A 22,334-nucleotide genomic window follows, 5' to 3' on the forward strand; every position below is an offset into this window, starting at 1 on the left:
CAAGGATTCTCATGACCAACATCACCCCGAGTGCCTCGGATGACACCGAAACCGATCAGTTGGATCTCGGTGAAGTATCCAGCGGCGCAGCGACTTTCGATGCGGACCCGTACGTCGACGAGGCCCCGGCGCCGATCCGTCGCTCTCCCGTCCCGGCAGTGCGGGCCGGCGGCGCACTGGTCATCCTGATCGCACTGTTCGTGTCCACCTGGTACGCGACCAGCACACCGACGCGTTACGTGGTAACCACCTCGCCGGCGGCGGTGAACCGACCGCAGGCACCGGGCGCCGGGCCGGTGGCCACCAAACCCCTTACTCCGTCAGCTGTTCCGACGGCGACCGGTCCTGCCCCGGCCGCGTCGGTGCCGATCGGGAACTCACCAACTGGCGCCGGTCCGACGGGTACCGTGCCCATCGGAAACTCGCCGACTGGAACCGCACCGTCGGGGACGGCCACACCCGGTACCTCGGTGACCATCGACGGCGGTACCACCGGACTGTCGGTCGCGCCGGTGCTCGGACAGGCCAAATGCCCACTGGGCTGGCCGAAACCGGAGAAGAGCGGCGGCCTTGCGTCGATGATTCTGCTGGCTCCGGCGGCGGGACCGTTCTCCTCCGAAGCCTTCGCGCTCGGCTCGGTCTATCAGCCACTGATGCAACTCGCCGGACCGCTGCTGGCCGAAATCGAGCCGATCATCGACGCCAACATCTCCTGGATCAACCCGATCATCAAGCAGGTCCAGGGCGCCGAAGCTGTTGTGCTAGAAGCGATTCTCCCCTTCTACGGCCCGTACCGGTCGCAATTCCTGGCCGCCGAAGGCAATCTCGCGAAGGTCCTGGCACCGATACTCACCCGGATCTACCAGTCGCCGCAGGCAGCCTGCCTGGTTGCCTGGCAGGGTCAAATCATCAGTGCCGCAAAGGGTAAGGAGATCAAGACGGCGTCGTTGAGCCGGCCGGGCCAGTTCAACACCTACGAGTAGCCCGCCCCGGCCACTCGCCCGGCCCCGCCCGCTCGCCCCGCCCCCTCGCAAACCCGACTCGCGCGGACATTCCCGACCCAGATTTCGGGTCGGGAATGTCCGCCGGAGTGGGGTTTGCGATACGGGTCAGGCGTCCCGGCGCTCCACTACCGCGATCGCCGCGACGAAGACCACCGCCGCGAAGACCGCGAAATAGGCAAGGGACACATAGGCATTCCAGTGGTAATCGGGCGATGACGCCGTCGACGTCAAGAAACGTGAGCCGTTACGGAACGGCAGGAACGGTCCGATTTCGGGCCCGACCTTCGGCAACACCGCGAGAATCGACTCCGCGACCAGCATCCAGACCAGGATGATCACCACCGCGCCGGCAGTGTGGCGTATTAACGCACCGACCCCCAATCCGACAATGACGCACAGTAGCGCCCATATCGGAGTGCCCCAGATCTGGCGCAGCGCGTCGGCATCGCCGAAGGAGAAATTGCTCGACGAACCCGCCAGGGCCTTCACCACACCGAGACTGATCACGGCCAGAACCGCACTCAGCACGACGGCCAATCCGCCAAAGACGACCGCTTTCGCGATCAAGACCCGCCTGCGGCGCGGAGTCGCGGTAAAGGTCGTGCGGATAGTACCGAAACGGTACTCACTGGTGACCGCGAGAACCGCCATAATCATCAGCACGATCACGCCGAACTGGTTGAGTCCCAACAGATAATCGGCGATGCCCAGACCGGTGTCTGGCGTGCTGGAGAGCACCGCACCGATCAATACCGAAATTCCGAGCGACAGCGCTACGACGACCGCCGCGCACCAATACGGCGACCGAGTGGTGGTCAATTTGATGTACTCAGAGTTGACTGTGGCTAGCGGCGTCATCGGGCGTCACCTTTCATCCGTCGCCAGCTTAGCGGCGGCGCAGCGTCATACGTGTCACCGACGCACCGCACCGGAGTCGGTCAAAATCACCCGATAGACGAATGACGCCTCCGGTCCGAGAACCAATCCGACCAGGGTTATCAACGTCTCGGCAAAGCCGGCGTCGTGCGGCGCGCCACCGGTGTCGTCGAGATGATGCGCGATCTCGTGCAGGACGACCAATTCGCGCAGCGCCCACGATCCGGCACCGCGATGTGGGATGGCGATCTCCCCCGGCTCGGCGGCATCGGCCGAACGACGATACTCAGCCGCCCGGAACCCTTTTCGGGCTCGCACGGTCAGTGGTTGGGCCGCACGCGGGAAAGTATCCTGGACCGACCGCATCGCGATCACTTCGTCGACGTAGCGCGCGATCGACTCGACCGACGCGAACTTGGCCTCGGGAGGCAACGTCAGGGTAGTACCGGCCACCGTCGTCGCTCCGCTCGCCCCGGTAACACTTCCCGTCGCTCCGCTCGCCCCGTTACGCTCGAACAGGTTGTGCACCAATGCCTCCGCCGCATAGAACGCACCGCGGCCGGTGTCGGTTTCGCTCACGCTTCCAATGCACCTGCGCTGCTACCGAATTCGCGGTCAGCACCGATCTTCGCGCGCCGACCGGCACGGTCACCTGCCTGGCGGGCCGCCTCGGAGTAGCCGGCCGATGCGCTCGACGGGCGCCAGTTGCCTCGCGCGGTCGACTGCTCGGAGTAGAAGTCCTGAACCTCGATCTCCTTGTTGCGCAAGGCCAATGCGGTCGACGCCGACGTTCGCTGGCCGTCGGGCTGACTGGCCAGCGCCTCATCGCGCGCCGCGTCCCGGGCTTCCGACAACCGAGTCCCGATTCGCACCGCGAAGGCGGACTGGAAGTTGAGCCGGGCCGTAATCGGAGACAGTTGCGTCTTTTCGACGACTTTGCGCGACCGCCAGCCGTAGTCTTTGGTAACCACTCGCTCGGCCGTCTCCGACTTGTACGCGCCCGACTTCAGATAGGCGTCTGACGCCGCGACCATCTGAATCACCAACGACGTGTAAAGCGCCTCGCACGTGTCGATGTCGGATTCAAAACCATAGGCCAGCACGAAGGTGGAGTTGTGCGCGACGTCGACGCTCACGTCGTTGGCGGATGCGATGGCGGCAAACAGCTGCACGTAGGTTTTGAGTCCGCGTTTGCGCGGCTCACCGATGGTGATCTGCCTCGACACCGGCGCGGACACCTTGTGCGCGGCCGGGTCATGGGCGCGGGCCAGGGTCAGATCGATCGACGCCGCGGTGGCCAACCGCTGGGCCGCCTGCATGAAGGTCTGCGCCTCGTGCTCGTTGTCGGTGCCCTCCGCCTGACGGAGCAGGGCCGAGATCCGGGAAAGAAGTTTGTCGTCGCGCATATGTCTTAGACTACGAAACTCGCCGAACGGTTCCACTTCCGCCAAACTTTCCCCGCCTGCCCAACCCCGGCGTGAAAATCGTCCGAATAGGTGGTCACCAAGGGCAATATGCCCTTGGTGACGCACTTATTTACCGATTTTCACCGGCCCGACGCCAGTCCCGCAGCCCGATCGCGTTGACCCACAACCTCGTCGCGGTGAAAACCAGGCCGTCGAGTCCCGGTCGCTGCTCGACGTCGTCCCACAGGTCAGCGTCATCCAGCGTGAAATAGTGGTAGGCCATTCGCGACACCATCGCCGACAGGGCACTGGCCGCCATTTCTGGCTGCAGTTCGGGGTCGACGAGGCCGCGCGCCTGCAACTCCGCAATGCGTTTGGCGTTACGCCGCACGAATAACTCGGTACGCTCGCGGCGTAACCGTCGGAACTGCGGATCGGTCGCCGCCACTTGGTCGAAGACCACCATGAGCCGCGCGTTGCGGGCATACGCTTCGAAATAGGCACGGTTCGCGGCTGCGATGACCTCGGTCGGGTCATCCTCGTCAACCTCGACATGCGGTTCCCCCGGGTGCAACATATCCTTTTGCGCATCAGCCAGCACCGCCCGCAGTACTTCCTCCTTGCTGGCGAAATACGTGTAGAACGACCCGGCGGCGCAGTTGGCCTCCCCGGTGATGTCGATCAGCCGAGACTCACCGAATCCATCCCGCTCGAAGACGACCCGTGCCGCGGCGACCAACGCCGCGCGGGTTCGTTCCCCGCGCGGCGTCAGGGATTTGGCGCTCGCCCCGGTGACATCTCCCGTCGCTCCGCTCGCCCCTGTCACATTCCCCGTCGCTCCGCTCGCCCCGGTGACATCTCCCGTCGCTCCGCTCGCCCCTGTCACATTCCCCGTCGCTCCGCTCGCTCCGGTGACATCTCCCGTCGCTCCGCTCACCGCTACCAACCGGCCTGCGCGGCAACCGCCCTGGCCCGCTCGACAACGCGATCGACGAGATCAGCCGTCGGGACACCTGCCTGCGCCGCGTTCTCCGCGACGTCGGTGACGCGGCGCAGCACACCTTCGGCGATGATCGCCAACTTCCACAGGCCCAGGCAATGCCAATACAACAGCGACTCGGGCGATCGGCCGGTGGCGTCAAGGTACAACTTCGACAGCTCCGCCCGATTCGGGAAGCCGGGCAACGTATCCGCCGATGGCCCAAGCAATTCCTCGCCCGCTTCGGTCCAGTAGGCGAGCATGCTGCCCATGTCCGCCAACGGATCACCTAACGTCGACAACTCCCAGTCGAGCACCGCGCGGATCTCACCCTCCTCGCCACCGACAATCACATTGCGAATGTGAAAGTCGCCGTGGACCAGTGAAATCGACTGGTGCTCAGGGATATTCGCGGTCAGTTTGGCCGTCAGATCGTCGAGCGCGGGGATATCTCTCGTCTTCGACGCCGCCAGTTGGGCCGTCCACCGTTTGAGCTGACGCTGCGCGTACGGCTTGTGGCTGGCCAGATCCGACAGCCCAACTTCATCTAGATCGACGTCGTGGATCGCGGCCAATGCCTCAATCATGTTGACGCCCACGCGATGTCGCGTCTGCTCACTCAATCCCTCAGCAACCTCGATACTGTCGAGCACCAGACCATCGACGTTCTCCATCACAACCAGCGGCACCGGCGCAACGGCCGCATCATCGCATACGCCAACGATCCTGGGCACCGGAACCGCCGATGGTCCGAGCGCCGACATGATTCGCGCTTCGCGGGAGACGTCGTGCGCCGACGCCAACAAATGCCCCTGCGGCGGACGTCGTAGAACGAGAGTCGTCGCTCCGCTCGCCCCGGTAACACTTCCCGTCGCTCCGCTCGCCCCGGCTACATTTCCCGTCGCTCCGCTCGCCCCGGTAACATTTCCTGTCGCTCCGCTCGCCCCGGTTACCCGGTAGGTCAGATTCGACTGCCCCATCCCCACCCGCTTCGCCGTAACCGGTTCGGCGAGGTGAACGCCTTGCCCGCCAAGCCAATTCAGGAACGCCGGCGAGTCGACGTCGGGAATGGACAAACCGTCTGCCGTCACGCGTACGCCCTCAGTTCCCGTCGGGCAATCGATCGTTTGTGGACCTCGTCAGGTCCGTCGGCCAACCGCAACGTTCGAATGTGAGCGTAAGCCGACGCCAGCGGGAAGTCGTCGGTGACACCGCCACCACCGTGTACCTGAATGGCGCGGTCGAGTATTTTCAGCGCCATCTCCGGCGCCGCAACCTTGATCGCGGCGATCTCTGTCGCCGCCTCACGGTTACCGACGGTATCCATCATGTGCGCCGCCTTGAGGGTGAGTAGTCGTACCATCTCAATCTCGATACGAGCCTCGGCGATCCAGTCCTGGATGTTTCCCCGAGTGGCCAGCGGCTTTCCGAAGGTGACCCGCTCGGTCGCGCGCTTACACATGAGTTCCAGTGCGCGCTCGGCCATTCCGATGGTTCGCATACAGTGATGGATACGTCCCGGTCCCAGGCGCGCCTGGGCGATGGCGAAGCCTTCCCCCTCGCCTTTGAGTACATCGGCGGCCGGCACTCGGACGTCGTCGAAGGTGATCTCGGCGTGGCCTTCGCGGTCCTGATAACCAAAAACGGGAAGGTTTCGTACCACCGTGACGCCCGGCGCGTCGATCGGCACGACCATCATCGACTGCTGGCGATGCGATGACGCCTCCGGATCGGTCTTGCCCATAACAATGAGCACCTTGCAGTGCTGGTGCATCGCGTTGGAGGCAAACCACTTGCGGCCGTTGAGAATATAGCTGTCACCGTCCCGCTCCATCCGCAGTTCGATATTCGAGGCGTCCGAGCTGGCAACGGCCGGCTCGGTCATCGCGAACGCCGATGCGATCTCACCGTCGAGCAGTGGTTTAAGGTACTTTTCCTTGTGCTCGTCGGAACCGAAGAGCATCAGAACTTCCATGTTGCCGGTGTCTGGAGCGTTGCAATTACACGCTTCTGGGCCAAGTTCACTCCGCCCCATGATCTCAGCGAGCGGTGCGTAGTCGAGATTCGACAGTCCAGGGCCGAAGTCGGGATGCGGGGTGAAGAGATTCCACAGTCCACGCCGTTTAGCCTCGGCCTTAAGGTCTTCGAGTATCGGCGGGTGGAAATGCGGATTGCCGGCCTCATGCATCTGCTGGTGGTAGACGGCCTCGGCCGGGTAGACATGCGTGTCCATGAAGTCGAGCAGGTCCGCACGAAACGCCTTGCTGCGATCAGAAAACTCGGGAATTGTCACAGATTCTCCTATATAGGTTCGGAACTGCCGAGCAGCGTCTGTTGGTAGCGACGCATACCCGAGAGCCATCGGTCGTAGTCGGATCCCTTGTGCCGGTACATATCCAGCACCTCGGGATGCGGCAGGATCAGGAAGCGTTCGTCGGCGATGGCGGCCGCGACGTCGTCGGCGACCTGGGCCGGGCTCAGCACCCGCCCAGCGGTTTCGACCGCACTCTGCATAAGTTTGCCGATGCCATCCTCGGCACCTTCGTCGGGATGCAGCAGCTTTGTGTCGACACCCATCGGACACAGGCAACTGACACGAATTCCCTTGTCGCCATATGTGATCGAAAGCCATTCCGCGAATCCGACGGCGGCGTGCTTGGTTACCGAGTATCCAGCCGAGCCAATCTGGGTGAGCAGACCGGCTGCGGACGCTGTCGACACAAAGTAGCCTTCGCCGCGCTCTTCCCACGACGGTACGAGCGCGCGGGCGGCGCGGACATGAGCCAGCAGATTGACGTCGATCACCTGAGCCCACTGGTCATCGGAAAGATCAAGGCCGGGCGCTCCGCCGATACCGGCGTTGGCAAAGTACATGTCGACCGGACCAAAAGCGCTCTCCGCCAATGCGATCCAGTCGGCGATGGTCGCCGAGTCGGACGCATCACCGGCCGCCGACGTCGCCGAATCCGGTTGGGCCGCATTGATTTCGTCGGCAGTCGCGCGTACCCGCGCGGCGTCGAGGTCGACGATAAGCGCCTTGGCACCATCGGAGACGAGCCGTCGCGCGATCGCCGCGCCGATGCCACCTGCCCCGCCGGTGACGATGGCCACCTTCCCCGCTACATCCACTACGCGCCCCTTGCCGATTGAGTCATCTTCACAGCACGGACTGTACTTGAATCCGGTTTCAAGTTCGAGTGTTTGGAAAACTTCACCCAGATTTCGCGGCTGGTTAGTGTCCCCTAACTTCGAAATGAGACACTAGAGCGCGAACTACTCAAAAGGAGTGCACAACGTGAAGTCTTCCCTGCGCCGCGCGACATCGACCGCCCTTGCCGCCGGCATCGCCACGATCGGTGCCGCGACCATTTCCGCTGCTCCCGCGGCTGCTACCGGCACTGGTTGCAGTCTGTACCAGACCGAAATCGCCTCGGTCGAAACCAAGAGCAAGTCGGCGTCGATCTGTAAATTCGAGAGCGATGGGCGGCTGCAGTACCGCGGCTTCGACAACAAGAAGCGCGCCGGAAATACCGTGCCGATCGCCAAGGTGACCAAAGCCGGCGGTAAGACCGTTTACATCACCTACGCAGACGAGTGGGACCTGACCTACCACGTAGTGGATCAGACCTCGTTGGTGATCACCGGCAAGCGTAATCACGTGTGGTTCGACGAGAAGCAGAAGGCCGCGACCACGCGGGGTCGGTAATCTCTACTGCCCCAACAACTCTCGCACGTTTGCGAACCGTGCCGTCGATGCCAGCACCTGCGCTTCATCGCCGGCCAGATGTCGGATCAGGATGTCGGTGAAACCCAGTTCCTGGTACGCACGGAGGCGTTCGGCCACGCGTTGAGGACCGCCGACCACGGTTACCGCGGGGTCGAATCCGCGGTAGCCCTGGGTCAGAATTGGATCGGCGACTCGCTCGGCGTCGGCATCGTCGACGCCGACATGAACATCGCGACGTAGTGCGATGCGGCCTGGAGTTCGTCCTTGGCGCTCACACGAGTCGCGATAGGAACTGATCATCCGCGCAAGTTCGGCGTCGGAGGCACCCGGTCCCGCGAGCCAGCCCTCGAATGCCGCGGCCCGATCGAGGACCGGCTGGGCATGGCCTGCCATCCAAATCTCTACGGGCTCAGCCGGAATCGGCGAAATCGCCGCGCCTTCTGTCACGCCGGGCACCGAGACAGTCTCACCGGCGAGCAATCGCCGGATGATATCGGTGGATGTCTCGACATCCCGACGTCGCGTCCGCAACGACTTACCCATCGCGGCGAACTGCGCCTCACCGGCGCCCGCCGCGAGCTGAATCGAGAATCGACCGGTGGTCATCGCCGCGAGGACTCCGACTTGCTCGGCGAGAAGCACTGGATTCCACAGTGGCACAAGGAATAACGAACCTAAATCCGCCTCCGGCCATTCGGCCGCGAGCCGGGCCAGCGTTGGCACGTTCTGGTAATACCGATCCGGAGCCTGGGAATGATGGTCGCCCAGATAGAAGCCGGCCAGGCCGGCATCGCGAGAGGCGCGCACTCGATTGACCAGCGCGGCGATTCCGGCGCGAGCGTCCCCCGCGCCGAATCCGGTGCGGACGGAAACACTGATCCGAATTGCGTTGTGCGACATGGTCATAATCTACCCAAAACATTCGGGCCCGACGTCGTTACGACGTCGGGCCCGAATGGCAAGGATGATCAGGCTTATGCCTGCGCCTCCTCGGCGAAGTCACGAGTCACCGCGGGATCAACCGGGATGCCGGGTCCGGTTGTGGTCGAGACGGTGACCTTCTTGATGTAGCGGCCCTTGGCAGCCGACGGCTTCGCACGCATGATCTCGTCGTATGCCGCACCGTAGTTCTCGGCCAGCTTGGCGGCGTCGAACGATGCTTTACCGATGACGAAATGCAGGTTGGCAGCCTTGTCGACGCGGAAGTTGATCTTTCCGCCCTTGATGTCGTTGACAGCCTTGGTGACGTCGGGGGTCACGGTACCGGTCTTCGGGTTGGGCATCAGGCCACGCGGTCCGAGGACGCGGGCGATCCGGCCGACCTTGGCCATTTGATCCGGCGTCGCGATCGCGGCGTCGAAGTCGAGCCAGCCACCCTGGATCTTCTCGATCAGATCCTCGGCGCCAACCTCGTCGGCTCCGGCGGCGGTGGCCTCAGCGGCCTTGTCGCCGACCGCGAATACGATGACGCGAGCGGTCTTACCGGTGCCGTGCGGCAGGTTGACGGTGCCACGCACCATCTGGTCGGCCTTGCGAGGATCGACGCCGAGTCGAATCGCGACCTCCACGGTGGAGTCAGCGTTACGCGACGAGGTGTCCTTGGCCAGCTTGGCAGCCTCCAGCGGGCTGTACAGCTTGGACTTGTCGATCTTTTCCGCGGCTTCGCGGTACTTCTTACTACGTTGTGCCATTGCTCTGTTCTTTCTCCGTGAATCTAAGAGTTCGGGTTAGTGGTTTGTGGGCCGAGCCGGCCCTCCCACGGGATCTCGATACGCCGACCGTCGAGGTCTAGCCTTCGACGGTGATACCCATCGACCGTGCGGTACCGGCGATGATCTTCGCGGCCTGGTCGATGTCGTTGGCGTTGAGGTCCTCAGCCTTGGTCTTGGCGATCTCACGGACCTGATCCATGGTGACCTTGCCGACCTTCTGAGTGTGCGGAACGCCCGAACCCTTCTGCAGGCCGGCGGCCTTGAGGAGGAGTTTGGCGGCCGGCGGGGTCTTCAACTTGAAGTCGAAGGAGCGATCTTCGTAGACGAAGATCTCAACCGGCACGACGTTGCCGCGCTGCGATTCTGTCGCGGCGTTGTACGCCTTGCAGAATTCCATGATGTTCACGCCGTGCTGACCAAGCGCCGGACCCACAGGCGGAGCCGGGTTGGCCTGGCCTGCCTGGATCTGGAGCTTGATGATCCCGGCGACCTTTTTCTTCTTGGGAGGCATCTTCTAGTTCCTTTAATGTTTCTTGTGTGCGGCTGTTTCCAGCCAGTTTCGTGCCCGCTGGAGACACGAAAGTCTTAAATTCATTCACCCGAGGGGTGAGTCAGATCTTCTCCACCTGGTTGAAGTTCAACTCGACCGGGGTCTCGCGACCGAAGATCGACACCAGAACCTTGACCTTGCGCTGCTCGGCGTTGACCTCGCTGATCGACGCGGGCAGGGTGGCGAACGGGCCGTCCATGACGGTGACCGACTCGCCGACCTCGAAGTCGACCTCGACGATGGCGGTCGCCGCGGCTGCGGCAGCCTCGACGCTCTGGTCGGAACCGCCCTTGGTCGCTGGCTTCTTCGCCTCGACGCGGGGCAGGAGGAACTTGAGCACCTCATCCATCGACAACGGCGACGGGCGCGACGTCAGGCCGACGAAACCGGTAACGCCGGGGGTGTTGCGGACAGTTCCCCACGATTCGTCGTTGAGATCCATCCGCACCAGGATGTAGCCGGGCAGCACCTTGCGGTTGACCTTCTTGGGCTGACCGTTCTTGATCTCGGTGACTTCTTCGGTCGGAACCTCAACCTGGAAGATGTAGTCGCCGACGTCGAGGTTCTGCACGCGGGTTTCGAGGTTGGCTTTCACCTTGTTCTCGTAGCCGGCGTAGGAATGGATGACATACCAGTCGCCGGGTGCGCGACGCAGTTCCTTGCGCAGCTGCTCGGCCGGGTCGACTTCCTCTTCGGCCTCAACCTCAGCGGTCTCGGGTTCAGCGGTCTCTTCGACCTCGGCGACCGCAGCATCGTCGGCAGACTCAGCGGCGGTGGCGTCGATATCCTCCGTCGCTGCGGCCGGTTCAGTCACCGAGGTGTCCTGCGCCGAATCGATCTCGTTCTCTGCGGTGCTCACTGCCCCACACTCCTTAGTTCCAACTAGTGTTCATTCGCGTTGCTGCGCTCGCCGCGGGGCTAGCCGAAGACCAGCAATACCAAACGGGCGAATCCGATATCCAGGCCGGCGATGAGCGCGGTGGCGATAACCACGAAGACCAGCACCACGATGGTGTAGACGATCGTGTCCCGCCGAGTAGGCCAAATGACCTTCTTCAGTTCGGCGACGACCTGCTGCAGAAACAGCCAGAGCGCGGCAAACGGATTGCGATTGCGGTCGGTGGCTACTGCCTTCGACTTCGCGGGCCGATCGACAACCGCGGTAGCCGACGACGATCCGCGACGACGCTTGCCCGACGGACGTACCGGCGCATCATCGCCAGCGTCGTCGAGTTCAGTTACCGACTCGAGTTCGTCAGCCTTCTCCAGTGATATCGAGTCCGCCGCGTCTGCGGCGTCAGCCTCACCGGCCTTCTTGGCCCGGGCGGCTCGATCGCGCTTAATCACCTTCGAGTCCTCTCATCGACGTTTGCCCTCTCCAGGGGCAGGGGCGACAGGACTTGAACCTGCAACCTGCGGTTTTGGAGACCGCTGCTCTGCCAGTTGAGCTACGCCCCTATGAGTCGCCGCGTTTCGGACGACGACCCCACTGTGGAATACACCCTTACAAAACCAACGCGCTACCCTTCGGGTAGCGCGCAAGTCTGATCTAAACCACAGACACTTCAGTGTAGAGCACGCACGGCGACAAATGCCAATCGCTTAACGCGCCCATCGAACAGTCGCTAGTTGAACTGCACTACGACATTGGCCCGGCCGAAGATGCGCTTGCCACCCGACTTCGCGGTGATCGCGATAGTGCCGCGACGAGTTTCGGGATCCAGCGACTTGATCTTGCCGGTGAAGTCGACGGCGGTACTGTCGTCGGCCGGCACGTAAACCGGGCTGGTGAAGCGCACGTTGTACTCGCAGAAGGCCCCCGGATCGCCGATGAATTCGGAGACGAAACTCGCGCCGAGCCCCATCGTCTGCATCCCGTGGGCAACCACGCCGTCGAGCCCAGCGACCTTGACCACTTCGTCGGAGAAGTGAATCGGGTTGGGATCGGCGGCGACGCCCGCGTAGTTGGCGAGGTTCCCGCGCGTCAGCAGGAATTGTTTGGGCGGCAACTCCTGGCCCACCTCGAGCGTGTCGAAGTTGATCGCGCCGTATGCGTCTGGAGATTCGGTCGGATCGGGCAGGTCGTAGCGCCCGCCTTCACGCTGCACGGTCTTATCCGGCTTGCCGATATTGGGCACCTTCATCATCACGTGATCGAGGGACTCTTCCAATGCGGGGTCCACTTCGAGTCCGGCGCGGGCGACCAGCGATGTCCAGGTGGTCATCACCGGTTCGTCGCGCTGGTTCCAGATGACATTCTTGGTGACCATGAGATCAATCGTCTCGGGGCTGGTCACGTGCCGGAACGAGTCCAGCGACACGTCGCAGATGAGCTGATCACCCACTCGCATCGGCTGGTGATAGAGCAACCGCTGGTCGGTTTGCATGATCTGCCAGAGGTTGTATCCGGTGACGACTTCCTCGAACAGTTTGCGCTGCGCGATGATCCCCAGGACGCTGACGAACGTCGGGGCGGCGACGAGAGCCGAATGGCCATTGGCAGCGGCGGCGCTTTCACTCCAATGCACCGGATGCGAATCCTGCACCGCGAGAGCGTGCTTGCGAACTTCCTCGCGGCCGATCTCGTAGTAGTCGTCGACAGTGTAGTGATAGCCGACCATCGCCGCGGTGTTCTCCGCGATCTGCTCTGGCGTGAGCTTCTCGGCAGTCGGCTCGTTATCGGTCTGGGTCGCGCTCAACACTGGCTCGAACACCTACCTTCCGGCCACCGTTTCGGCGAGGGCTGGCCGTCAGTCAGGGAGGTGGCGCTGTTGTCGGGGCTAGCTGGAACGATCGGGGTTTAGCGCGATTCCTTGTGCGCTTGGTGCTTGCCGCAGTTCGGGCAGAACTTGCTGATCTCGAGACGATCGGGATCGTTGCGGCGGTTCTTCTTGGTGATGTAGTTACGGTGCTTACACACCTCGCACGCCAAGGTGATCTTGGGGCGGACATCAGTTGAGGAGGCCACTTCGCTGCCTTCTTTCGGGTGGTACGTTCGGTGGGCTGGGTCCGTGCCTGTCGGTCGGTATCCCAGGATTGTAGCGGTGGGGGGACTCGATCCCCCGACCTCACGATTATGAGTCGTGCGCTCTAACCAGCTGAGCTACACCGCCATGCGGACACTGGCGTCCAGCGAGCCCCCTGACGGAATCGAACCGTCGACCTTTTCCTTACCATGGAAACGCTCTACCGACTGAGCTAAGGGGGCGTGCTTATGCCGCCTCCGTTTTCACGAAGGCGGCACAAGAGCCTTATCGAGGTTACACAGTGCGTCTGTCGCGAGACAAATCCCGACGTCAGCGCCATTTCACCTCGGTGTGGCAGGTATAGGATTCGAACCTATGTAGCTTGCGCGACGGATTTACAGTCCGCTCCCTTTGGCCGCTCGGGCAACCTGCCGTTGTGTTACTCACCTGGACGCCTGACGACGATGTCCGCTGCGAATGACAACGCCGCAAAGAATACAACGGCAGCGGGGGGCTTGCGCAAACCGGCTGCTCAGAGGCGCGGGTCAAGCACCCGATACCCTGTGTCCATGGCTGATTCATCATTCGACGTCGTGAGCAAGCTCGACCGGCAAGAGGTCGACAACGCATTGAACCAAGCTGCCAAAGAACTTTCGCAGCGTTATGACTTCCGGGGCACCAACACCACCATTGCGTGGTCGGGCGAAGAAGCGATCATTATCACCTCCGACGCGGAAGAGCGCGCCCAAGCCGGCTTGGAGGTGTTCAAGGAGAAGCTGATCCGTCGGGACATCTCGCTGAAGGCGTTCGAGGCCGGCGAGGTGGCGGCGTCGGGAAAGACGTACAAGATCTCCGGCACCCTCAAAGAGGGGATCGACTCGGCGAACGCCAAGAAGATCTCGAAACTGATCCGCGACGAAGGCCCCAAGGGCGTCAAGGCTCAGATTCAGGGCGAGGAACTGCGCGTATCGAGCAAGAAGCGCGACGATCTGCAAGCGGTGATCTCGCTGCTCAAAGGCGCCGACCTCGAGGTCGCCCTGCAGTTCGTCAACTACCGCTGACCACGCGCGGATTCGCCCGCAATTCACGCGCGCATTTGTGATGAGCGACGGTCGAATTGTCGAGCACCACGCGCAGCATCACTTCGAAAAAGCGTGCCGGCGCCAGTTCGTCCGGCACCAGGTCGTGGCGAAGGGTGACGCGCGGAAGAGCCGGCAACTCGCGAGCGGCCGGCTCGGATACGGCCCCGAATTCGGCGAGGTCGAACAGCGCTGCTTCGTCGTTCACCTCGACGTCGCCGCCCTCAATCTCGACGTCGTCGGGGTCGAGGATCATCTCGTCGGGACCCGGATCGTCGACGGGCGCGGCTGCGTCGTATTCAGGCACCAGCAGCGAGCAGGCGTCGTACGCGTCTTCTTCCCTGCCGAGTTTGATGAGCAGGTCGGCGAGCCAGTCGAATTGCGCCCGTTCGGAGGTGTACGCCGTAGAGCGGATGCCGAACATGAATCCGAGAGCCGCGAGCGGATGCCGTAATGCGAGATTCTTCGCGTCGCCGTAGGACTCTTCGACGCGATTGGCGGCGTTCTTCCCGAAGGACGAATCCATCCGCTTGGTCGAGATCAGCAGTTCCGGTCCGGTCTGCCATGACGTCATCAACACGTCGACCTGTTTGAGGTAGTTCTTGCCCAAGATATTCGCTGACGCCGATGCGACGCCGCCCCCTTTGGGCAGCCGGTCGAGCAGCGGCTGTTGCTCCTTGGCTGGTAGCGACCGAATGAATTTGAGAACGTCTCGATCGACCACCCGGGGCGATTCGGCGCGCGGCCAGACGGCGTCGGGATCGAGTCCAGCGCGACGCAGCTCGTACGCCACCCACACATCGATGGCGAGTGCGGGGACACCGGATTGACTGGCGGCGTCGAGTGTCAGCGGCACCGCGAGCAATTTGGTGAGCGTGTCGAAGTCGGGAGCGTACGACGTCGCGGCACCGTCGGTGACCCACGGATTGACCTCGCGCAGCGCGGCACGTTCGACGAGCGCATCGAACAGCGGCCACGCCTGCGCCTTGGCGCTACTCTTACCTGCCACGCGCTACAGTCCCTTGGCCCGCGCAGCGCGACGACCGGACAGATGTCGGTGATCGGCCCGCAGCGTGTCGACGGCGGCGTCGTCGAGGCTCAGGGCATCGGTGAGCAGCACGGCGTCGACGAGCGCGACAGCATCGGCGAGTCGGCGGGCGCGGAGTGCTCGGACGACCGCGGGCCGGATGTGGCTCAGCTCCGGGCGGTGCGCTGCGAGCAGGTCCGGTGACGGCATCGGTAGTTGCGCGGCCTCCGACGGCTCGACCTTGAGCAGTCCTCCCCCATACGCCCGGCCGATCGTCTCGGCGCCGAGCAGGGTCACCGAGTTGAGCGACGCCAGCGGCAGCAGATCCATGGCGTCCCGACGCAACCCGTCGGCCGCGTAGACGCCGTGTACCGAGTTGAGGTGATGCGCGCGATGACGGTTGGTGCACAGCCGCGGAGTGTCGGCGTTCATATACGTCAGGAACAGGTCGGGCGGCGGCAGATAGGGCACTCGCCACCACGGTGCACGGACCCGACATTTGTAGGCGGTGTTGACGCCGGTGGCTTCGCCCGCGGCGATATAGCGGCGTGCCGCGCGCGACGGCGCACCGTCGGGACGGAACAGCCAGGTGGCGCGGTCGTCGACGCCGAGGGCATCTAGTGCACTACCGGTGAGGGTCAGCTCGCGCAGATGGCGTGACCCCGGCGGCGAGATGGGAATCAGATCTGACGACGTCAGGCCAAGCTCCGCGACCCGCGCCGGCGACAGCGCGAAGTAGGTGTTATTGCCGGTGACCATTCCCAGCTTGGTACGTCCCCAGTGCGACAGTGATACGAAACTGGTTGTGGCAGTGAGTGATTCAAAGACCTGCGCCCCCGACGTCGACAGCATCGACCCCGACCACTTCGCACTTTTCGACGCCGGCCGCCAGCGCTGCGGTTCGGGATGCTGGGCGATCGACAGCGTCGCCAGGTCCTCGGCGTCGGCGACTTGGTACACTTCGCAATGGTCGGTACCCCGCGTTCCGTCGCGGCGGAAACCGTCGGCGAGCAACAACACCACTTCTTCTTGCACCCCGGCGAAAACTCGCTCGGAGAACAACACCAGACCGACCGATGAGAAGTGATCCATCAGGAACCGCCGCACCGACGATGCGTAATTGACCGTCAGCAACTCGGCGGGCAGCACCAGGCCCAGACGCCCACCGTCGCGCAGATGCAGCGCCGAGTGGATCACGAACGCGGCCCACGACGACGCCAGCCCGGTCAGGTTGACGCCGGCCCGCAAAGCCGCCGCCCGCGAGCGGCGGCGCGATTCACCGGAAAAGGATTGATAGCGCACATAGGGTGGGTTGCCGACGACGGCATCGAACTCGGCCACCGGCTCCCGCAGAAAGAAATCTCCGACGTCGACCGTCGCCTCCACACCAGCCGCCCGCAGCTCCCCCTCGGCATGACGGGCCGAATCACGATGTAGCTCAACGCCTTTCAGCGATCCGGCGAATCCGGCGACCGCCGCGCACTCGTGGAGGAAAACAGCCTCACCACAGGAGGGCTCGAGTACCGAATCCGCGGGTGTGCGCACCGCCCACTCCACGATGAACCGGGCAACGCCGGGCGGCGTATAGAACGCGCCCCGCGCCTTGCGGTGCGCACTGGTGTCTCCCGGAAGCATGGGGATCATTGTGCCCGACGCCCCCGACAACCTTCGACTAGTGCCCGCCCCGCGCCATCTCGTGGAGCCGCGCGATACGGTCGGCCGTCGGCGGATGGGAGGAGAACATTTTCGCCACGCCACCGCCACGGAATGGATTCTCGATCATTAGGTGCGCCTGTGACTCGATGGCCGGCTGCGGAGGAAGCGGCGCCGCGTCGACGCCGCCGGAGATTTTCGCCAGCGCCGAGGCCAGGCCCAGCGGGTCGCCGGTCAACTCGGCACCGGATTGGTCGGCCTGGTATTCCCGGGACCGGGAGACGGCCATCTTGATCAACGTCGCGGCGATCGGCCCGAGAAGGCTGATCGCGAGGACCCCTAAGATACCCGGTCCCTGTCCGTTGCGCCCGCCGCCAAAGATCATCGCGAAATTCGCGATCCCGGTGATGATCGACGCCAGCGCACCGGCCACCGACGAGATCAAAATGTCGCGGTTGTACACATGCGAGAGTTCATGCCCGAGTACCGCACGCAGCTCTCGCTCATCGAGCAGCCGCAAGATTCCTGCGGTACAACACACCGCGGCGTTCTGCGGATTACGGCCGGTGGCAAAGGCATTGGGCGATTCGGTCGGGCTGATGTACAGCGCGGGCATCGGTTGACGCGCGGTCGTCGCTAGTTCTCGGACGATGCGGTACAGCACCGGCGCCTGCACTTCGGTGACCGGCTGGGCGTGCATCGCGCGCAGGGACATCTTGGCGCTGTTGAAGTAGACGTAGGCATTCATGCCGACCGCCAGCACCACCGCCACCAGCAGAATCGGTCCACTACGGAACATCGCGCCAATCGCAACGATGACCGCCGACATCAACCCCAACAAGAAGGCAGTCTTGAGCCCGTTGTAATGCATCGTGACACTCCTAGACCGGGTTCGTGATCGAACACCTCAGTCTGTCAAACGAAGGCGGTCGGCGCCGGAGTTCCCCGCCGTGGCGAGGGGCACAGTTGAGTCAGCCGTGTCGTTCGGTGGTGTACGACACCAACGAAGCGAAGGCGTCATGCGCCGGTCCCGGCGCGAGCTGCGCCAGAACATCGTTTGCCTCGTCGGCGAAGGCGTGTAGACGGTCGCGTGCTTGGACCATTCCAGTCGAGTTATTGAGCAGCTCAAGCGCTTGCGCGACCTCACCGTCGTCCGACAGTGGCCGGGCCGCACCGGTCGCCGGGTCGATGAGCAGTTCGGTCAGCCGCGCCGACGTCGCGTCGTCACCGGCGAGCGCATAGAGAACCGGCAGCGTATGCACGCCTTCGCGAAGGTCGGTGCCCGGTGTCTTACCGGAATCGTCGGTGGCCGACGAGATGTCGATGATGTCGTCGGAGACCTGGAACGCGGTGCCGATGATGTCACCGAGTTTCGACAGTCGCGCCACGTCGTCGGGCGTAGCACCGGAGGCGCGCGCACCGAATTTGCCCGCCGCGGCGATCAGCGAACCGGTCTTCTCCCACACGACCTTCAGATAGTGATCAACCGGATCGACGCCGGGACGCGCACCGACGGTCTCACGCATCTGCCCGGTAACCAGCTCGGCGAAGGTGTCGGCGATGATCAGCACCGATTCGGGGCCCAACGTCGAGACCAGCCGCGATGCCCGAGCGAACAGGAAGTCACCGGACAGGATCGCGATGCTGTTGGTCCACCGCGAGTTGGCACTCTGCGCACCTCGGCGCATCGGCGCCTCGTCCATCACGTCGTCGTGATACAGCGTGGCGAGGTGGATCATTTCGACGACGGTCGCCGAGGTGATGACCTCCGGCGCGTCCGGGTTCGGTCCGAATTTCGACGCCAGAATCGCGAACATCGGCCGGAATCGTTTGCCGCCGGCTTTCGCCAGGTGGGTGGCGGCCTCGGTGAGCACTTCGTCGCCGGAGGACAGTTCACGCAGCAAAAGGTCCTCGACCTGGGCCAGCGAGTCGCTCAACGAAGTTGAGAACTCGTCGGAAACCAGATTCAGTCCGGCGAATGTGGACTTCACTTGTCTGCCGCCTCACGTCTAATGAAATAGCTGTGACACTTTACCCCCGGGACGTGCAATAGGAGGGCGCGATGCCTGTTCCGCCCCAGAGCCTAGTCGTAGCCGTCCCGGCTCCTCGACGCGCACCTACTACCGACATACTGGTCAGGTGACTTCGCCCGCCCCACACGCAACCGCCGCCGACGTCGTGGTGGTCGGTGCCGGTCCCGGTGGCGCCGCAGCGGCGCACTACGCGGCGAAGGCCGGCCGCGACGTCCTGCTGATCGACATGGCCGACTTTCCGCGCGACAAGACCTGCGGTGACGGCCTGACACCGCGCGCGGTAGCCGAGTTACGCACGCTCGGCATGGGTGATTACCTCGCCCGACGTCCCCGTATCGACGGACTCGAACTCAACGGCTGGGGCGCGCAGCAGCGAGTGCACTGGCCCGCCGGGGCGTTCGGCCGGCATGGCAGTGCGGTCTCCCGTATCGAATTCGATGATGCGATCCGGCGGCATGCGGCCGACTCCGGGGCGTCGATGCTGTTGGGCGCCAAGGTGATCGACGTCGAGCGCGACGGTGATCGGATCAGCGGGATCGTCGTCGATAATGGCACCGAGCTGTGGACTATTAGACTGACCGACCTCATCGTAGCCGACGGTGTTCGCTCCCCGCTGGGCAAAATCCTTGGGCGACAATGGCATCGAGATACCGCGTACGGTGTCGCCGCTCGTGCCTATGTGAAATCCGAACGGGCCGAAGATAATTGGATGGGCTCACATCTGGAGCTGCGGTCACCCGACGGCGAATTGTTACCGGGCTACGGCTGGGTGTTCCCACTCGGTTCGAGCAGCGACGCGCTGGGCACATCGGACTCCGACGACGGCACCGGCCTGGTCAACGTCGGGGTCGGGGCATTGGCGACCTCCAAGCGGCCGGCCCAGTTGGCACTCAAACCGGTCCTGGATCACTACGCGAATCTGGTCCGCGACGAATGGTCGTTATCCGGTGCGCCACAACGGGTTACCTCGGCCCTGTTGCCGATGGGCGGCGCGGTCAGCGGCGTCGCGGGCCGAAACTGGATGCTCATCGGCGATGCCGCGGCCTGCGTCAATCCGCTCAACGGCGAGGGTATCGACTATGCGTTGGAGACGGCCCGACTGGCCGTCGAACTGCTTGGCGCCCAGGACTATTCGACAACGTGGCCCACGATTCTGACCGACCACTACAGCCTCGCCTTCTCGGCGGCACGACGATTGGCCGGGCTGCTGACAATGCCGAAGACCGTGCCGGTCCTGGGACGGCCCGGAATCCGGTCGAATGCGCTGATGTCGATGGTGGTGCGAGTGATGGGCAATCTGATCACGCCGGAGGATTCCGACCTGATCGCCCGCGCATGGCGGACGGCGGGACGCGCCTCGGTGCGGATTGATCCGCGACCGCCGTTCGTCTGACCTACTTGCGCGCGCTGTGCAGAGCGGCAATCCCGCCGGTCAGGTTATGCCAGTTCACTCCACGGAATCCCGCGGTGGTGATCAGTTGGCCCAATCCTGCCTGGTCCGGCCATTCCCGGATCGATTCGGCCAGGTACACATAGGCGGCCGGATTGCTCGACACCCGGCGAGCGACCGAGGGCAGCGCCTTCATCAGGTATTCCATGTAGATCACGCGGAACGGCGTCCAGGTCGGCGTCGAGAATTCGCAGATCACCAGACGACCACCGGGCTTGAGCACGCGGCGCAACTCCGACAGCGCCTGGTGGACGTCGTTGACGTTGCGCAGACCGAAGGAAATGGTCGCCGCGTCAAAGGATTCATCGGCGAACGGCAAAGCGAGAGCGTCGGCGGCGACCTTCGGCACATTCCGATGCGCGCCCGCCTTGAGCATGCCCAGGGAAAAGTCGGCGGCGATACAGGTCGCCCCCGACCGCTCCAACTCCACCGTCGACACCGCGGTGCCGGCCGCCAGATCAAGCACCACGTCGCCCGGCGACAATGCGAGTGCTTCCCGAGTTAGCTTGCGCCACTTGCGATCCTGCGCGAAGGACAGCACGGTATTGGTGATGTCGTACCGTTTGGCGACGCCATCGAACATCGCCGCGACGTCGGACGGCTGTTTGTCGAGCCCGGCGCGGTCGGGGCGTGCGGAAGGTCCAGAGGCCATGCCCGCTAACCTACCCCGACGCCGCGGCGACCAGCTAGCCGCATCACCCCGCCAACGCCGTCAGCTCTCCCCGCCCGCTCACCTCGCGATAATGGCCGAGCAGTTCGTCGCATATCGCCGGCCAGGTGCGGCTTCGCACCGTCGCCAGTGCCGCGTTTCCGAACTCGGTACGCACGGCGTCGTTGCGCAGTGAATCGACGGCTGCCGGCAGCCGGTCGGCGAATTCGGCCGGTGGCAGCAGGTAGCCGGTGCGGCAATGCGCGACCAGGTCACGCGGCCCACCGGCGTCGGGACCGATCACCGGCAGCGCCGATGCCATCGCCTCCTGAATCGCCTGGCAGAACGTCTCATGCTCACCCGCGTGGACGAACACGTCGAGGCTCGCATAGGCCCGCGCCAGCTCCTCGCCACGCAATTCGCCGGTGAATATCGCATTCGGCAGCAGTGCCGACAGTCGCGACCGTTCCGGCCCGTCCCCGACGATAACCAGCTGCACTCGCGGATCATGCGCAAGCGACACCAGGCGCTCGACATGTTTTTCCGGCGCCAGCCGCCCGACAAATCCCACCACCAATTTCGCCTCGCCGGGGCCGCGCCACGACGCGACCAGCCCGGCGTCGGCTTTCGCCGGACTAAACCGCTCGACGTCGACGCCGCGCGCCCATCGGTGCACCCGTGGTACGCCGTGTGCGGTCAGGGCGGCGATGCTGTCCGACGACGGCGCGAGCGTCCGATCGCAGAGTGTGTGCAGCCGCCGCGTATAGGCCCAGGCCGCGCGGGTCGCGATGCCGGCGCCGTAGCTTGCCGCGAATCCGGCGACATCGGTCTGGAATACCGCGACGGTCGGCAGCCGCAGTCGGCGCGCGGCATATGCGCCGGCCATGCCGATGACAAAGGGCGACGCCAGATGCACGACGTCGGGCTCGAAATCCCGCAGGGCTCGGTAGAGCAACGGCGTCGGGATGGGGCACGGCAGCGATGCGACGCCGGGAAACATCACCGACGGGACGAAATGAACCGGGGTACGCCCGATGACGCGCGGTGCGCTCGGCTGACCACGCGGCGAGTCCGGGGCGATGATCACCGCTTGGTGACCGGTGCGTTCGAGGTGTTCGGTAACCCGCAGAACCGAGTTGACCACACCGTTGACCTGGGGCAGGAAGCTCTCCGACACGATGGCTACTCGCATGTGTCGAGTGTCCCCGCGATGGTTTGCCGCG

General features: G+C 63.9%; 24 protein-coding genes and 4 tRNA genes. 4 read left to right on the forward strand and 24 right to left on the reverse strand.

The features are described 5' to 3' along the window. The first annotated feature begins 11 nt into the window (after positions 1-11). Entirely contained in the window at positions 12-983 is a 972-nt protein-coding gene (locus GOEFS_RS22390) for a hypothetical protein (protein ID WP_007317317.1), read from the forward strand. A 126-nt stretch (positions 984-1,109) separates the two neighbouring features. On the opposite strand, the gene GOEFS_RS07600 is transcribed toward GOEFS_RS22390, so the two are convergent. The 7 genes from GOEFS_RS07600 to GOEFS_RS07630 all read right to left on the reverse strand — a co-directional run bounded on the left by GOEFS_RS07600 (position 1,110) and on the right by GOEFS_RS07630 (position 7,394). Further along, positions 1,110-1,862, reverse strand: coding sequence for an ABC transporter permease (locus GOEFS_RS07600; protein ID WP_007317318.1), 753 nt, complete (start codon positions 1,860-1,862; stop codon positions 1,110-1,112). Positions 1,863-1,916: 54 nt separating this feature from the next. Then, a complete protein-coding gene (locus tag GOEFS_RS07605; protein WP_007317319.1) occupies positions 1,917-2,459 on the reverse strand; it encodes a TIGR04338 family metallohydrolase in 543 nt (180 codons plus the stop codon). Beyond that, on the reverse strand, positions 2,456-3,286 hold the full coding sequence (locus tag GOEFS_RS07610; protein ID WP_040524722.1) for a DUF2786 domain-containing protein: 831 nt from the start codon (positions 3,284-3,286) through the stop codon (positions 2,456-2,458). The genes GOEFS_RS07605 and GOEFS_RS07610 overlap by 4 nt, the downstream gene beginning before the upstream one ends. A gap of 130 nt (positions 3,287-3,416) precedes the next feature. Further along, entirely contained in the window at positions 3,417-4,223 is an 807-nt protein-coding gene (locus tag GOEFS_RS07615) for a TetR/AcrR family transcriptional regulator (protein WP_007317321.1), read from the reverse strand. Positions 4,224-4,225: 2 nt separating this feature from the next. Continuing rightward, positions 4,226-5,356: a phosphotransferase family protein gene (locus tag GOEFS_RS07620; protein ID WP_007317322.1), complete on the reverse strand. Its 1,131-nt coding sequence runs from the start codon at positions 5,354-5,356 to the stop codon at positions 4,226-4,228. After that, a complete protein-coding gene (locus tag GOEFS_RS07625; protein WP_007317323.1) occupies positions 5,353-6,558 on the reverse strand; it encodes an acyl-CoA dehydrogenase family protein in 1,206 nt (401 codons plus the stop codon). Before GOEFS_RS07625 ends, GOEFS_RS07620 begins: the two co-directional genes overlap by 4 nt. An 8-nt stretch (positions 6,559-6,566) precedes the next feature. After that, complete coding sequence (locus GOEFS_RS07630; RefSeq protein WP_007317324.1) at positions 6,567-7,394, reverse strand: SDR family oxidoreductase; 828 nt, start codon at positions 7,392-7,394, stop codon at positions 6,567-6,569. A gap of 166 nt (positions 7,395-7,560) precedes the next feature. On the opposite strand from GOEFS_RS07630, the gene GOEFS_RS22395 reads away from it, so the two are divergent. Beyond that, positions 7,561-7,971, forward strand: a complete 411-nt coding sequence (locus tag GOEFS_RS22395) for a hypothetical protein (protein WP_007317325.1) — start codon at positions 7,561-7,563, stop codon at positions 7,969-7,971. Between the two features lie 3 nt (positions 7,972-7,974). On the opposite strand, the gene GOEFS_RS07640 is transcribed toward GOEFS_RS22395, so the two are convergent. From GOEFS_RS07640 to GOEFS_RS07690, 11 genes are all read right to left on the reverse strand, one after another. Then, on the reverse strand, positions 7,975-8,892 hold the full coding sequence (locus GOEFS_RS07640) for an LLM class flavin-dependent oxidoreductase (RefSeq protein WP_170323140.1): 918 nt from the start codon (positions 8,890-8,892) through the stop codon (positions 7,975-7,977). 74 nt (positions 8,893-8,966) lie between these two features. Further along, positions 8,967-9,683 (reverse strand): 50S ribosomal protein L1, encoded by a 717-nt coding sequence (rplA, locus tag GOEFS_RS07645; RefSeq protein WP_007317327.1) that lies wholly within the window; start codon positions 9,681-9,683, stop codon positions 8,967-8,969. Positions 9,684-9,780: 97 nt separating this feature from the next. Further along, complete coding sequence (rplK, locus tag GOEFS_RS07650; protein WP_007317328.1) at positions 9,781-10,215, reverse strand: 50S ribosomal protein L11; 435 nt, start codon at positions 10,213-10,215, stop codon at positions 9,781-9,783. 100 nt (positions 10,216-10,315) lie between these two features. Then, complete coding sequence (gene nusG / locus GOEFS_RS07655; RefSeq protein ID WP_007317329.1) at positions 10,316-11,113, reverse strand: transcription termination/antitermination protein NusG; 798 nt, start codon at positions 11,111-11,113, stop codon at positions 10,316-10,318. A 59-nt stretch (positions 11,114-11,172) separates the two neighbouring features. Continuing rightward, complete coding sequence (gene secE, locus GOEFS_RS07660; protein ID WP_007317330.1) at positions 11,173-11,601, reverse strand: preprotein translocase subunit SecE; 429 nt, start codon at positions 11,599-11,601, stop codon at positions 11,173-11,175. A gap of 38 nt (positions 11,602-11,639) precedes the next feature. Continuing rightward, positions 11,640-11,712, reverse strand: a tRNA-Trp gene (locus GOEFS_RS07665). 167 nt (positions 11,713-11,879) lie between these two features. Beyond that, positions 11,880-12,953: a fused (3R)-hydroxyacyl-ACP dehydratase subunits HadA/HadB gene (locus tag GOEFS_RS07670; RefSeq protein WP_373278188.1), complete on the reverse strand. Its 1,074-nt coding sequence runs from the start codon at positions 12,951-12,953 to the stop codon at positions 11,880-11,882. Positions 12,954-13,054: 101 nt separating this feature from the next. Beyond that, positions 13,055-13,222, reverse strand: a complete 168-nt coding sequence (gene rpmG, locus GOEFS_RS07675) for a 50S ribosomal protein L33 (protein WP_007317332.1) — start codon at positions 13,220-13,222, stop codon at positions 13,055-13,057. 71 nt (positions 13,223-13,293) lie between these two features. Further along, positions 13,294-13,367 (reverse strand) — tRNA-Met (locus GOEFS_RS07680). 22 nt (positions 13,368-13,389) lie between these two features. After that, positions 13,390-13,462 (reverse strand) — tRNA-Thr (locus tag GOEFS_RS07685). A 110-nt stretch (positions 13,463-13,572) separates the two neighbouring features. After that, a tRNA-Tyr gene (locus GOEFS_RS07690) sits at positions 13,573-13,653 on the reverse strand. 136 nt (positions 13,654-13,789) lie between these two features. Here GOEFS_RS07690 and GOEFS_RS07695 point away from each other — a divergent pair. Further along, positions 13,790-14,281 (forward strand): YajQ family cyclic di-GMP-binding protein, encoded by a 492-nt coding sequence (locus GOEFS_RS07695; protein ID WP_007317333.1) that lies wholly within the window; start codon positions 13,790-13,792, stop codon positions 14,279-14,281. Here GOEFS_RS07695 and GOEFS_RS07700 read toward each other — a convergent pair. From GOEFS_RS07700 to GOEFS_RS07715, 4 genes are all read right to left on the reverse strand, one after another. Then, positions 14,268-15,308, reverse strand: a complete 1,041-nt coding sequence (locus tag GOEFS_RS07700; RefSeq protein ID WP_007317334.1) for a hypothetical protein — start codon at positions 15,306-15,308, stop codon at positions 14,268-14,270. The two genes, GOEFS_RS07695 and GOEFS_RS07700, sit on opposite strands and share 14 nt — an antisense overlap. Positions 15,309-15,311: 3 nt before the next feature. Further along, complete coding sequence (locus GOEFS_RS07705; protein ID WP_007317335.1) at positions 15,312-16,961, reverse strand: HsdM family class I SAM-dependent methyltransferase; 1,650 nt, start codon at positions 16,959-16,961, stop codon at positions 15,312-15,314. Between the two features lie 37 nt (positions 16,962-16,998). Then, complete coding sequence (gene htpX / locus GOEFS_RS07710) at positions 16,999-17,850, reverse strand: zinc metalloprotease HtpX (RefSeq protein WP_007317336.1); 852 nt, start codon at positions 17,848-17,850, stop codon at positions 16,999-17,001. Between the two features lie 100 nt (positions 17,851-17,950). Beyond that, positions 17,951-18,970, reverse strand: a complete 1,020-nt coding sequence (locus GOEFS_RS07715) for a polyprenyl synthetase family protein (RefSeq protein ID WP_007317337.1) — start codon at positions 18,968-18,970, stop codon at positions 17,951-17,953. A gap of 148 nt (positions 18,971-19,118) precedes the next feature. On the opposite strand from GOEFS_RS07715, the gene GOEFS_RS07720 reads away from it, so the two are divergent. Beyond that, positions 19,119-20,405: a geranylgeranyl reductase family protein gene (locus GOEFS_RS07720; RefSeq protein WP_007317338.1), complete on the forward strand. Its 1,287-nt coding sequence runs from the start codon at positions 19,119-19,121 to the stop codon at positions 20,403-20,405. 1 nt (position 20,406) lies between these two features. Here the strand turns inward: GOEFS_RS07720 and GOEFS_RS07725 are convergent, their stop codons facing one another. Then, positions 20,407-21,114 (reverse strand): demethylmenaquinone methyltransferase, encoded by a 708-nt coding sequence (locus GOEFS_RS07725; protein ID WP_007317339.1) that lies wholly within the window; start codon positions 21,112-21,114, stop codon positions 20,407-20,409. Positions 21,115-21,157: 43 nt separating this feature from the next. Further along, positions 21,158-22,303, reverse strand: coding sequence for a glycosyltransferase family 4 protein (locus GOEFS_RS07730; RefSeq protein WP_040524723.1), 1,146 nt, complete (start codon positions 22,301-22,303; stop codon positions 21,158-21,160). Positions 22,304-22,334 lie beyond the last annotated feature (31 nt).

This window comes from Gordonia effusa NBRC 100432 (assembly GCF_000241305.1).
In the GTDB taxonomy this organism is placed as follows: Bacteria; Actinomycetota; Actinomycetes; order Mycobacteriales; family Mycobacteriaceae; genus Gordonia; species Gordonia effusa.